Below are 12,259 nucleotides of genomic sequence, written 5' to 3'. Positions count from 1 at the left end.
AATTGATACCAACCATGGCACTGAAAATCTCCTATCCCCCCGAACTCCCGGTTTCCGAGCGCCGCGCCGACATCATGGCCGCGATCGCCGCCAACCAGGTGACGATCATCGCTGGCGAGACCGGCTCCGGCAAGACCACCCAGATCCCCAAGATGTGCGTGGAACTGGGGCTCGCGGAGCATGGGCTGATCGGCCACACCCAGCCCCGCCGGCTGGCGGCCCGCACCGTCGCCGAACGGATTGCCGAGGAACTCGATGTCACGGTGGGAGCGGAGGTCGGTTTCCAGGTCCGGTTCACCGGGGAGGTCAGCCGCCGCACGAAGATCAAGCTGATGACTGACGGCATCCTGCTCGCGGAGATCCAGCACGACCGGCTGCTGAAGAAATACAGCACCATCATCATCGATGAGGCCCACGAGCGGAGCCTCAACATCGACTTCATCCTCGGGTATCTGAAGCGGATCCTCCCCCAGCGCCCCGACCTGAAACTCATCATCACCTCCGCCACCATCGATCCGGAGCGCTTCGCCGCGCACTTCGCTGCCGATGAAGCCGTGAGCGTCAAGCAGCCGGCGCCCATTATCGAGGTCTCGGGCCGCACCTACCCGGTGGAGATCAGGTACCGTCCGCTTAGCCAACCGGCCGGCGAGGCAGACGACAGCGCCGACCCCGGGGACCAGGAGGAGGACCGCGACCCGCTCGATGCGGTGTGTGACGCCGTCGACGAACTCGCCACGGAAGCACCCGGGGACATCCTGGTGTTCTTCTCCGGCGAACGCGAGATCCGGGACGCCGCCGACGCCCTTCGCGCCCGGGTGCAGGTCAACCCCAGGCTCAAGGGCACTGATATCCTGCCATTGTTCGCCAGGTTGTCGCTGCAGGAACAGCACCGGGTCTTCCGTCCCTCCGGTCCAGGCCGCCGCATCATCCTGGCCACGAACGTCGCGGAGACCTCGCTGACCGTCCCGGGCATCAAGTACGTCATCGATACCGGTACCGCCCGGATCTCCCGGTACTCGCACCGCACCAAGGTGCAGCGGCTACCGATCGAGCGAGTGTCGCAGGCCTCGGCGAACCAGCGCTCCGGGCGCTGCGGCCGGGTGTCGGATGGCATCGCCATCCGGTTGTATTCCCAGGAAGACTTCGACGCCCGCCGCCCGTTCACCGATCCCGAGATCCTGCGCACCAACCTGGCGGCCGTCATCCTGCAGATGAGCGCGATGGGCGTCACCCGCGGCCCCAAAGATGTCGCCGACTTCCCCTTCGTCGAACCACCGGACTCCAAGGCCATCAACGACGGCGTGACCCTGCTCAAGGAGCTCGGTGCCCTCGAACCGTCCGGCAGCATTTCGAAGGTCGGCCGGAAGCTCGCGCAGCTCCCGGTGGATCCGCGCCTGGGCCGGATGATCGTCGAGGCCGGCGAGCGGGGGTGCGCCAAGGAAGTGATGGTGCTCGCCGCGGCCCTGACCATCCAGGACCCCCGGGAACGCCCGCAGGCCGACCAGGGCGCCAAGCTGCAAACCGCCACGGCGATGCACAAGCGGTTCCTGGATGAGAACTCCGACTTCACCGGCTACCTGAACCTCTGGCGGTACCTGCAGGAGCAGCAGAAGGAACTCTCCTCGACCCAGTTCCGCAAGCTGTGCCGCAACGAGTTCATCAATTACCTGCGGGTGCGCGAGTGGCAGGACCTGTTTGCCCAGCTCCGGCAGCTGGCGAAACCGCTGGGGATCACGCTGTCTCCTGACCCAGTGGATCCGGTGGGCAACGACACCCCGATTCACATCAGCCTGCTCGCCGGGCTGCTCAGCCACATTGGACTCTATGACCAGCGCAAGCGCGAGTACGCCGGTGCGCGGGGTACCCGGTTCGCGGTCTTCCCCGGCAGCGCCCTCTTCAAGAAGTCGCCGGACTGGGTGATGGCTGCCGAACTGGTTGAAACCTCCCGTCTCTGGGCCCGGGTCGCCGCGAAGTTCGACCCGCTGTGGGCGGAAGAGGTGGCGCCTCACCTGGTCAAGCGCAGTTACAGCGAGCCACACTGGTCCCGCAAGATGGGCGCGGTGATGGCCCATGAAAAGGTGACCCTCTACGGCGTTCCGATCGTCCCTCAGCGCCGGGTCAACTATGGGCGGATCGACCGCGAGGTTGCCCGCGAGATGTTTATCAGGCATGCCCTGGTTGAAGGTGACTGGAAAACCCACCATAAGTTCTTCCACCGCAACAAGGCACGCCTCGCGGAAATCGAGGAGCTGGAGAACAGGCTGCGCCGTCGTGACCTGATGGTCGACGACGAGACCCTGTTCGAGTTCTACGACTCCCGGGTGGGACCCGAGGTGGTCTCCGAACGGCACTTCGACTCCTGGTGGAAGGACACCCGCCACCGTCAGCCGGAACTCCTGGACTTCCTTCCCGGCGATGTGCTCGCCGAGGATGACCTTGACGAGTCTGCCTTCCCCAAGACCTGGCATCAGGGAGGGTTCGACCTGCCGCTGAGCTACGAGTTCTCCCCCGGTGTCCAGGGCGCCTCAGACGGCGTCACGGTCCAGATCCCCGTGGTGTTCCTGAACCAGCTCGAGGCGAGGCCATTCCACTGGCAGATCCCGGGGCTGCGGGTGGAACTGGTTACCGCGCTGATCAAGTCACTGCCGAAACAGGTGCGCAAGAACTTCATTCCCGCACCCGATGTGGCACGGAGTGCCGTTGCAGCACTCAACACCGACTTTGACCCCGACCGGGACGATCTGGAGCAGTCGCTGGAACTTGCGTTGCGGCGGTTGAAGGGACACATCATCGCACCCGGTTCCTGGAACCGCGCCGTCCTGCCTGAGCACCTCCTGATGACCTTCCAGGTGGTGGACGGCCAGGGCAAAATCCTCGACGAGGGCACCGACCTGACCGCGCTGCAGGAACGGTTGGCACCACAGACACGCCGCGCGATCGCCGAGTCCCTGGGTGCCACGCCGTCCACCACCCGGCCAGCGAAGGCTCCAGCGCGGGTTCAGGCGCGGGCCGCCGTGAACGGCTCACCGACAGACAGCTCACCCACAAACGGCTCACCGACAGACAGCTCACCCACAGACATTGGGATCACCGAGCGGTCCGGCCTTACCGCCTGGACCATCGGTGACATGCCCCGGCAGGTCACCCGGTTGGTGAATGGCCACACCGTGACCGGGTACCCGGCACTGTCCGACGAGGGCACCGCCGTCGGGGTGTCGGTCTTCCCCAACCCCGCGGAGCAGGAAGCATCGATGCGCGACGGGGTCATCCGCCTCCTCGCGGTCCGCGTCCCGAGCCCGGCCAAGTACGTCCTGGAGCATCTCAGCAATGCGGAGAAGCTCACGTTCACGCAGAACCCCCACGGCAGCGTCGCGGGACTGATCGGGGACTGCACCCTGGCGGCCGTCGACAAGCTCACCCCGGAGTCCCTGCCCTGGACCGAGGCCGAATTCAGTTCCCTCTACGAGACTGTCAGGGCCGAACTCATCGACACTGTCTTCACCGTCACGGCCACCGTGGAAAAGATCCTCTCCAGCACCCGGCGGATCGAGAAACAGCTCAAGGGGACCACCAGCCTCGCCCTGATCACTGCACTAAATGATGTGCGGAGCCAGCTGGAACAGCTGGTGTACCCCGGCTTCGTCGCGAAAACGGGCTACACCCAGCTCAGCCATCTGCCCCGGTACCTGACCGGCATCGAGACCCGGATCGCCAAGCTGGCTGGCAATGTCCAGCGCGATTCCCTCGGGACGGCGGTGGTGCAGCGGCTGGAAGATGAGTACGACGACGCCGTCGCTGCCCTCGTGCCGGGCGGACGGAAAACCCCGCCCGCACTGTTGCGGGTGCGCTGGATGCTCGAGGAACTGCGGATCAGCCTGTTCGCGCAAGAACTCGGGACCGCCTACACCGTCTCGGAGAAGCGGATCCGCGCCGCGATCGGCGAGGCGATGGCGGCGCAGCGGGCCGGGGTGGGCACCGCCGGCTAGCAGCCCACTGGCCAGCCCGCTGCTAGCTGTCCCCGGCCACGTTCGCTCCGTGGCCCGCCTCCCGGAGCGCATCCCGCAGCGCTGCGGCGTTGGCGTCGAGCCGCGCCGGGTCCGGATTGTGGTCCACCGCGTGAACGTCGAAGTCCTTCGCGCTCTGCGTCGGCCAGACGTGGACATGCAGGTGCGGCACCTCGAACCCCTCCACCAGCACGCCCACCCGCTTCGGTGCGAACGCGGTCACCTGCGCCTTGCCGATGGTTTGCGCCACGGCCATCACCTTGCCCAGAAGCTCAGGTTCCGCGTCCACCCAGTGCGCCACCTCCCGCCGGGGCAGCACCAGGGTGTGCCCGTCGGTCAGGGGTGCGATCGTGAGAAAAGCGACGACGTCGTCGTCCTTCCAGACGAAGCGCCCCGGAATGTCACCGTCGATAATCTTGGTGAACAGGGTACTCATGCGAAACTCCTCGGATGCTTGGTCGGGGTGGGTGGGTAGGTGGCCGGTGCCGGGCCGGGTGGGCCGGCTAGGCTCCGGTTGCCACCGGCAACTCGGACCGCGACGACCACTGGGACCATGATCCCGGGTACAGTGCGGCACGGTAGCCGGCAATCTCCAGGGCAGCGATCTGGTGGGCGGCGGTGATCCCTGACCCGCAGTACACGGCGACGTCGACCGTGTCGCTGACACCGAGGGCCTCGAACCTTTCCCGGAGGTCCTGCGGCGTCTTGAACCGCAGGTCGGGGGCGAGGTTTTCGGTGGTGGGTGCGCTGATCGCCCCGGGAATATGGCCCGCCTTCGGATCCAGCGGTTCCACCTCGCCGCGGAACCGTTCACCGGCGCGCGCGTCCAGCAGGACGCCGTCCCGTGCGACGTCCGAGACGGCATCGATCGGGGTCACCGGCATGGCCCCCTGCGTCAGGTCGACTTCGCCGAGACAGTGCTGTTCCTCGCCGCCCTCGGTCTCGAAGCCGGCGGCAGTCCAGGCGGTGAGTCCGCCGTCGAGCAGGTGCACAGTCTCGAGCCCTGCCCAGCGCAGCAGCCACCAGAGACGTGCGGCCGAGGTGTTGCCGGAATTGTCATAGGCGACGACGACGTCGCCGTCGTTGATGCCCCACTGCCGGGCAGCTTCCTGCAAGCGATCGATAGTCGGCAGCGGATGCCTGCCCTCGCGGGCTGACGGTTCGGCGCTGAGCGTGGACTCCAGGTCAACGAAGACGGCGCCGGGGATGTGGGCTGATTGGTAATGACCGTGACCGTGGGGATCGCCCAGCGTCCAGCGGACATCCAGCAGGACCGTCTGCAGACCGGAGGTCATCCGGTCCCGCAGGGCCTGCACGTCCATCAGAGTCTTCATCAAGATCTCCTTTTGAATGTGACCGGCAGCACTGCCGGGCCTATGTGCACAAGTCCACCACAGCCCGTGCTGGTTTTGTAATCCATTGCCTGGCGGCTCAGGGACCGGACGGGGCTGTGGCCGGTAGGCTGAACCCGTGACTATCCTGACGCCCCTCTCCGAAAGGTCCTGGGCTGCGGAAGCGATCCGCCGCATCGAGGCCGAGAACAACCGGTCTGCCGATACACACCTGTACGCGGTCCCCCTGCCGGAGCACTGGGGAGTGGATCTGTTCTTCAAGGACGAGTCCACGCACCGCACCGGCAGCCTCAAGCACCGCCTGGCACGGTCCCTGTTTCTGTTCGGCCTGGTCAACGGCTGGATTACTGAGAACACCACCATCGTCGAAGCGTCGAGTGGTTCGACAGCCGTCTCGGAGGCCTATTTCGCACAGCTCCTCGACCTGCCGTTCATTGCCGTGATGACCCGGACCACCAGCAAGGAAAAGATCGACTTGATCGAGCAGTACGGCGGGGCCTGCCACTTCGTGGACCACGCCTCAGAGGTGTATGACGCGGCCGCTGAACTCGCTGCCACCACGGGTGGCCACTACATGGACCAGTTCACCTATGCGGAGCGGGCCACCGACTGGCGTGGCAACAACAACATTGCCGAATCGATCTTCGGCCAGCTCGCGCTGGAACAACACCCAATCCCCGACTGGATCGTGGTGGGGGCCGGAACCGGTGGCACCAGTGCCACCATCGGCCGGTACATCAGGTACCAGCGCCACCGGACCCGGCTGGCCGTCGTCGACCCGGAGAACTCGGCGTTTTACCCGGCATGGCTCAACCGGGGCACCTCCGCGGCGGGCAGCCCCTCCCGCATCGAGGGCATCGGACGGCCCCGGCTGGAACCCAGCTTTGTGCCGGGAGTGATTGACCACATGATTCAGGTGCCTGATGCGGCCTCCGTCGCCGCGATGCGGCACCTGAGGGACCTCACCGGGCTCCACGCCGGGCCGTCCACCGGGACCAACCTGTGGGGTGTCTGGTGCCTGATTGCCGAAATGGTCGCCGAGGGACGGCGGGGCAGCGTGGTGTCGCTGATGTGTGACGCCGGCACCCGGTATGCCGGGTCGTACGACGACGACGCCTGGCTGGCCGCCCGCGGCCTGGATCCGGCACCCGCAACGGCTCAGTTGGAGCGGTTCTTCAGCACCGGGACGTGGCACGACTGAGAGAAGCCAGATAGCGGCGGCCGCGCGAACCGGGTAGAACTGAGTAATGACTGATTCCCTGGTGCTTGGTCCCATGATGCGGTATGTCGACCTGACGTCGGCCAGCATCTGGGTGGAAACCCGCCGCGCAGCCCAGGTGACGGTCGCTGCAGGGCAGCGCACCTGGACCGCCCGGACTTTCGGCGTCCACGGCCACCACTACGCCCTCGTCGAAGTCGATGGGCTGGAACCCGGCTCCGTCTCCGAGTACACGGTGTCGATTGACGGTGAGCTGGTGTGGCCGGAGGAAGGATCCACGTACCCGCCCTCGAAGATCGCCACTCTGGCACCCGGCAAGCCGATCAAGATGGCCTTCGGCTCGTGCCGGACCAGCGTCCCCCACAACGAGGCAGGAAACGGCAAGCACGGCGTCGACTCGATGCGGGCCTACGCCCTCAACATGGCGAACGGCGTCGACGACGTCGCGTGGCCCGATCTGGTGGTCTTCCTCGGTGACCAGGTGTACGCGGATGTGACCAGCGACGCGATGCAGGAGTTCATCATGACCCGGCGGGACATCACCGAGGAACCCGGCGAGGAACTGAAGGATTACGAGGAGTACGCGCACCTGTACAACCTGGCGTGGTCGGACGATGCCAACCGGTGGCTGCTGTCGACCCTGCCCAGCGCCATGATTTTCGACGACCACGACATCCGGGACGACTGGAACACCTCCCTGAAATGGAAGCAGTCAATGGAGGAGACGTCCTGGTGGCAGGGGCGCATCGTCTCGGGACTCGGGTCCTACTGGGTGCACCAGCATCTGGGCAACCTCTCCCCGCAGAACCGTGCCGACGACGAAATCTGGCAGGTCATCGCTGCGCATCACGGGGAAAACGAACTGGACATCAGTGATGTGCTGGACCGGTTCGCCGACCGGGCGAACCGACAACCCGCCACTTACCGCTGGAGCTTTGCCCGGGAAATCGGCGACGTGCGCCTGGTGGTCGTCGACTCCCGCGCGGGTCGGGTGCTCGACCCCGACAAGCGCTCCATCCTCGACGATCAGGAGATGGACTGGCTGGATGGGCAGATGCAGGGCGGCTTCCGTCACCTGCTGGTCGCCACCTCGCTGCCCTTCCTGCTCCCCGCAGGCCTGCACCACATCGAAGCCTGGAACGAGGCGCTGGCCGACGGCGCCTGGGGCAGGTTTGGCGCGAAAATCGGTGAGAAGATGCGGCGCACCGTTGACCTGGAACACTGGGGCGCTTTCCAGCGGAGCTTCAGGACTGTCGCACGAATGGCGGTCGAGGTGGCCGACGGGTTGCGCGGGCCGGCGCCGGAGACAGTGACCTTCCTCTCCGGGGACGTGCACTTCTCGTACGTTTCCGAGGTGGAGCGCACCTCGGGCAGCCGGATCATCCAGGCGGTGTGCTCACCCATCCGCAACCCGCTCCCCCGGGCAATGCGGTTTGCGACGGCGATCTTGTCCTACGGCGTCGCGAGCCCGGTGGGGGCGCTGGTGGCCAGATCAGCCAAAGTCCCGAACCCGCCGTTCCGGTGGTCAGGCCTGAAGGGGCCCTGGTTCGACAACAACCTCGCGGGCCTCCAGGACGGCCCCGACGGGCTCCGGTTCTGGTGGGAGCGCGGCATCGTGGTCGACGGCGACCACCTCTCGCCGAAGCTCGAGCAGGTCTCGACGGTGACCGTCTCCCCCCGGACCTCAGCCGCGGGGGCCGGGTCCTCCCAGCACTAGATCATCACATTCTCGCCCGGGGCAAGATGGCGGAACTCGGTGCCGTACAGCCCGCCGAGGCGGGCGACGTGGCCCTCGACCATCTGCAGTCCCGTGTCATTGAGCAGTGCGTCGTGGATCTGATAGGCCCGCGGCGCGCGCACCGAGGTGACAAAATCGATCACCTCCGCGATCTTTGACCAGGGGGCATGCACCGGGACCAGCAGCGTGGTGATGTCGATGCCGTGGGGGACGATGAAGGAATCTCCCGGGTGGTAGAGGTTGCCGTCAATCACGTAGCCGATGTTCGCGACTACCGGGATCTGCGGGTGAATCATCGCGTGCTGGCCGCCGAAGGTCTGCACCTCGAACCCGGCAACGCTGTAGCGTTGCTCCGGCGCGGCCGTGTGCACTCTACCGGCGGCGTCCCCGTCGAGGCGTTCGGCCAGCGCGCTCGCGACCACCTCCGGCGCATACACCACCAGCGACGGGTCGTCGTGGAGTGCAGCCACCACCCGGTCCTCATCGATGTGGTCGGGATGCTGGTGGGTAATCAGGAGTGCGTGCGCACCGGCGAGGGCGGTCTCCACCTCGGAGAACGATCCCGGGTCGAGGACCAGCACCGCACCCTCTTTTTCCAGCCGGACACAGGAGTGGGTGAATTTGGTGAGCTTCATCGCGTCAGCCTACCGTCAGGGCCCTGCCCGCCAACAGGGTTGTCCGCGGAGCGCTGGTAACCTTGTTCGCGGGGTCAGTAACGTACGAGCCGCCAGGAGGCGATTTCCGAGTGCCACCAACAGCAGAACCGGCAGCCCGTAAGGGGACCGAACAACGGGTCACTAAACAGCGTCTGGCAGTGAGCGCAGCGCTCGATGACCTGGACGATTTTGTCAGCACCCAGGAGTTGCATCGGCTGTTGCACGAGACGGGCCAGCCGGTCTCCCTGGCCACCACCTACCGCATCCTGCAGTCAATGTCCGAGGACGGTCTGGTCGATGTGCTGCGTAACGGCGAAAACGAGGCCGTTTACCGCAGGTGTGCAGCCCCCCACCATCATCACCATCTGCTGTGCCGCAACTGCGGCCGCGCGGTGGAAATCGAAGCGCCAGCGGTAGAGAAGTGGGCCGCCCGCATTGCCGAGGAGCATGGTTACATCGAGGTGGCCCACACCGTGGAAATCTATGGTCTGTGCCCGCTGTGCTCAACCGGTCAGGTGCCGGTCTAGGCGGAGCGCACCTGCGCGGGTTGACGGGTACTGGCGCTGGTCCGCCGGCCCCGCTGCCAGCTGATGCCGCGGCAAATGAGGTAGATGACAAAGGAAATGGTCGTCACATAGGGGCTGATCGGAATCCGGCCACCGAGCGCCAGCAGGATGCCGCCGACCACCGAGAGGCAGGCGAACACGACGCTGAGCAGCACCACCAGACGTGGCGATGAAGTCACCTTCAGCGCGGCCGCCGCCGGTGTGATCAGGAGGGCCAGGACCAGCAGGGCTCCGACCACCTGGATGGACAGAGCCACCGAGACGCCGAGCAGGAACATGAACATGATCGACAGCCCGCGGACGGGTACCCCGCGAGCCTCCGCGAGATCGGCGTCGGCGCTGGCGAAGGTCAGCGGACGCCAGATCGCCAGCAGCGCCACCATCACTGCGAGGGCGCAGCCGACGAGGAGGGATAGCTGCACGTCGTCGACCGAGACAATCTGGCCGGTCAGCAGACCGAACTTATTCGCCGCCCGGCCCTCGTAGAGTGCCAGGAAGAGGATCCCGAGGCCAAGCCCGAACGGCATGATGACGCCGATAATTGAGTTGCGGTCCCGCGCCCTGATCCCCATGACCCCGAGCAACACGGCGGCCATCACCGATCCGACGAGGGAGCCATAGATGACGTTGGCGCCGATGAGCAGGGCGAACGCGGCGCCGGCAAAGGACAGCTCCGCGATCCCGTGCACCGCGAACGCCAGATCCCTCATCATGACGAAGGTACCGATCAGTCCGCCCAGGAGCCCCAGTACTGCCCCCGCCCAGAGCGAATTCTGCACCAGCGGCAACAGGTCGGCGTAGTTCTCGAAGTTGAAGATAGCGGTGAAGATCTCCTGCAGATCCACTGTCAGTGTCCTTCCGCATGGTGGTGGGTGGTGTCATCGGGGAGCCCGACGACGATGATCCGCCCTTTGCTGTGCAGGACCTCGACGTTGCTGTTGTAGAGCTCCGAGAGCACCTCGCTGGTCATCACCTCGTGCGGCGGCCCCACCCTGAACTGCCCGCCCGCCAGGTAGAGCACCCGGTCCACATAGTCGATGATGGGGTTGATTTCATGGGTGACAAAGACCACCGCGGAGTCGTTGTCCCGGCACTGGGAGTTGATCAAACCACTGACCGCCTGCTGGTGGTGCAGGTCCAGTGACAGGAGCGGCTCGTCGCAGAGCAACACCTCAGGATTGGTCGCGAGTGCCTGCGCTGCGCGGAGCCGCTGCTGCTCGCCGCCGGACAGCCTGCCGACCGGTGCTTCGGCGTAGTCCGATGCACCCACCTTGTCCAGCAGGGCGTCCACTGCAGCGTTGTAATCCTTGCCCCGCCAGCGGAGGCCCCAGCGATGGCCATCGACGCCAAGGCCCACCAGATCCCGTGCCCGCAACGGAGTTTCGGGAGGGAACGATTTCTGCTGCGGGATATACCCGATGTCCCGGCTTCCCCGCCGTACCCTGGACCCGTTCACCGTGGCCGACCCGGAGTCCAGCTGCTGCAACCCCAGCAGGACCTTCAGCAGGCTGGTTTTACCCGACCCGTTCGGGCCCAGGACGGCGAAAAACTCGCCGGGATGGATGTCAAGGTCAAGGTCCCGCCAGAGCACGCGATCACCGAACGAAAGGGACGCCGACCGCAGTTGGATGACGGGTTCCGCGGTGCGGTGATCAGTCGAGGGGTGGTCATGGGTCAAGGCCAGTGGGTTCAGCTCCAGTAGAAGGTAGGTGGCGCCAGATCAGGGGGCGAGGATGCTTTCGATGCCGTCCACGTTGGCGGTCATCCAACTCAGGAAGTCGTCCCCCTCAGGCACAGTTTCGGTGAAGTTCACGATGGGCACCCCGGCTTCGTCCGCCGCGTCGCGGACGGTCTGGGTCTGGGGGCTTTCCGTCTGCTCATTATAGGCAAGGAAGGCCAGCGACTCGTCCTCCATCAGGTTCATCATGTCGTTGAGGATGGCGACTGACACATCAGAGCCTTCCTCGATTGCCTCGCTGTAGCCTTCGGGGGTGACGTTCTGCAGTCCTGCCGCCTCCAGCAGGTAGACCGGGACGGGTTCGGTGATCGCGACCGTCAGGCCGTCGGCAGTGCTGCTCAGTTCCGCCAACCGGTCGGTCAATGCGTTGATCCCGGTGGTGAACTCCTCAACGTTGCCCTCGTAGGTCGCGGCGTTGTCCGGGTCGAGGCTGGACAGCTTCGTCCCGATATCTTCGGCCACTGCTGCCATGGCGTCCAGGTCGTACCAGACATGCTCGTTCACGGATCCATGAGCGTGATCCGAATGGTCGTCCTCGGCATGCTCCTCCTCGGACTCACCCTCATGCTCGGCGTGCTCCTCCTCAGACTCTTCGTAGCCGGACACGGAAACCGCCGAGACAATGTAGTCGTGATCCATTTCCACTTCGTCTGCCAACTGGTGGAGGAACGGGTCATACCCTCCACCATTCTCGATCAGCAGCTCCGCCTCGGACACAGCCAGTTTGTCCTGCACCGTGGCTTCGTAGGAGTGCGGGTCCTGTGACAGCGAGTCCACGATCGAGGTCACCGAAACGAACTCCCCGCCAATGGTCTCGGCGATGTCGCCATACACGTTGGTGGAGGACACCACCTGGATGCCCTCGGTGGATGGGTCCGCGGCTGCCGGGTTACCCGACTGGCCGCACCCGGTCAGGGCAAGAGCCGCCGCTGCTACCCCGACGAAAGTTGTCGATGTGGAAAGACGTCGCATTGTTCCTCGATCTT

Annotated in this window: 10 protein-coding genes; 4 read left to right on the top strand and 6 right to left on the bottom strand. The window is 65.5% G+C overall.

Annotated features, from left to right (window positions below; all coding sequences use genetic code 11):
• Positions 1–14: 14 nt before the first annotated feature.
• Positions 15–3,986 carry an ATP-dependent RNA helicase HrpA gene (gene hrpA / locus H4V95_RS06335; protein ID WP_209729449.1) on the top strand — a complete coding sequence of 1,324 codons (3,972 nt, stop codon included), beginning with the start codon at positions 15–17 and terminating at the stop codon, positions 3,984–3,986.
• A gap of 22 nt (positions 3,987–4,008) precedes the next feature.
• On the opposite strand, the gene H4V95_RS06330 is transcribed toward hrpA, so the two are convergent.
• Both H4V95_RS06330 and H4V95_RS06325 read right to left on the bottom strand, forming a co-directional pair.
• A complete protein-coding gene (locus H4V95_RS06330; protein ID WP_196865756.1) occupies positions 4,009–4,440 on the bottom strand; it encodes an HIT family protein in 432 nt (143 codons plus the stop codon).
• 67 nt (positions 4,441–4,507) lie between these two features.
• The gene (locus H4V95_RS06325; protein WP_209729446.1) at positions 4,508–5,338 is read right to left on the bottom strand and encodes a sulfurtransferase; all 831 of its coding nucleotides are present in this window, start codon (positions 5,336–5,338) and stop codon (positions 4,508–4,510) included.
• Between the two features lie 136 nt (positions 5,339–5,474).
• On the opposite strand from H4V95_RS06325, the gene H4V95_RS06320 reads away from it, so the two are divergent.
• Both H4V95_RS06320 and H4V95_RS06315 read left to right on the top strand, forming a co-directional pair.
• On the top strand, positions 5,475–6,557 hold the full coding sequence (locus H4V95_RS06320) for a PLP-dependent cysteine synthase family protein (RefSeq protein WP_209729445.1): 1,083 nt from the start codon (positions 5,475–5,477) through the stop codon (positions 6,555–6,557).
• Between the two features lie 46 nt (positions 6,558–6,603).
• Positions 6,604–8,292 carry an alkaline phosphatase D family protein gene (locus tag H4V95_RS06315; RefSeq protein ID WP_209729443.1) on the top strand — a complete coding sequence of 563 codons (1,689 nt, stop codon included), beginning with the start codon at positions 6,604–6,606 and terminating at the stop codon, positions 8,290–8,292.
• On the opposite strand, the gene H4V95_RS06310 is transcribed toward H4V95_RS06315, so the two are convergent.
• Positions 8,289–8,948 (bottom strand): MBL fold metallo-hydrolase, encoded by a 660-nt coding sequence (locus H4V95_RS06310; protein ID WP_196865752.1) that lies wholly within the window; start codon positions 8,946–8,948, stop codon positions 8,289–8,291. The two genes, H4V95_RS06315 and H4V95_RS06310, sit on opposite strands and share 4 nt — an antisense overlap.
• 110 nt (positions 8,949–9,058) lie before the next feature.
• Here H4V95_RS06310 and H4V95_RS06305 point away from each other — a divergent pair, with 110 nt between their 5' ends.
• Positions 9,059–9,496: a Fur family transcriptional regulator gene (locus H4V95_RS06305; RefSeq protein WP_209729441.1), complete on the top strand. Its 438-nt coding sequence runs from the start codon at positions 9,059–9,061 to the stop codon at positions 9,494–9,496.
• Here the strand turns inward: H4V95_RS06305 and H4V95_RS06300 are convergent.
• The 3 genes from H4V95_RS06300 to H4V95_RS06290 form a co-directional block, all read right to left on the bottom strand.
• Positions 9,493–10,380: a metal ABC transporter permease gene (locus H4V95_RS06300; RefSeq protein WP_209729439.1), complete on the bottom strand. Its 888-nt coding sequence runs from the start codon at positions 10,378–10,380 to the stop codon at positions 9,493–9,495. The two genes, H4V95_RS06305 and H4V95_RS06300, sit on opposite strands and share 4 nt — an antisense overlap.
• A 2-nt stretch (positions 10,381–10,382) precedes the next feature.
• Positions 10,383–11,165 (bottom strand): metal ABC transporter ATP-binding protein, encoded by a 783-nt coding sequence (locus H4V95_RS06295; protein WP_209731298.1) that lies wholly within the window; start codon positions 11,163–11,165, stop codon positions 10,383–10,385.
• A 90-nt stretch (positions 11,166–11,255) separates the two neighbouring features.
• Positions 11,256–12,245: a metal ABC transporter solute-binding protein, Zn/Mn family gene (locus tag H4V95_RS06290; protein WP_209729437.1), complete on the bottom strand. Its 990-nt coding sequence runs from the start codon at positions 12,243–12,245 to the stop codon at positions 11,256–11,258.
• Between the last annotated feature and the right edge of the window lie 14 nt (positions 12,246–12,259).

Source organism: Arthrobacter sp. CAN_C5, assembly GCF_017875735.1.
Classification (GTDB): Bacteria; Actinomycetota; Actinomycetes; order Actinomycetales; family Micrococcaceae; genus Arthrobacter_D.
This window is presented reverse-complemented; position numbering and strand designations above follow the sequence as displayed.

Bases quoted from the DNA above. Each gene is read 5' to 3' on its own strand.
- H4V95_RS06315 (WP_209729443.1), top strand. From the start codon at position 6,604: ATGACTGATTCCCTGGTGCTTGGTCCCATGATGCGGTATGTCGACCTG.
- H4V95_RS06325 (WP_209729446.1), bottom strand. From the start codon at position 5,338: ATGAAGACTCTGATGGACGTGCAGGCCCTGCGGGACCGGATGACCTCC.
- H4V95_RS06330 (WP_196865756.1), bottom strand. From the start codon at position 4,440: ATGAGTACCCTGTTCACCAAGATTATCGACGGTGACATTCCGGGGCGC.
- H4V95_RS06290 (WP_209729437.1), bottom strand. From the start codon at position 12,245: ATGCGACGTCTTTCCACATCGACAACTTTCGTCGGGGTAGCAGCGGCG.
- H4V95_RS06310 (WP_196865752.1), bottom strand. From the start codon at position 8,948: ATGAAGCTCACCAAATTCACCCACTCCTGTGTCCGGCTGGAAAAAGAG.
- hrpA (WP_209729449.1), top strand. From the start codon at position 15: ATGGCACTGAAAATCTCCTATCCCCCCGAACTCCCGGTTTCCGAGCGC.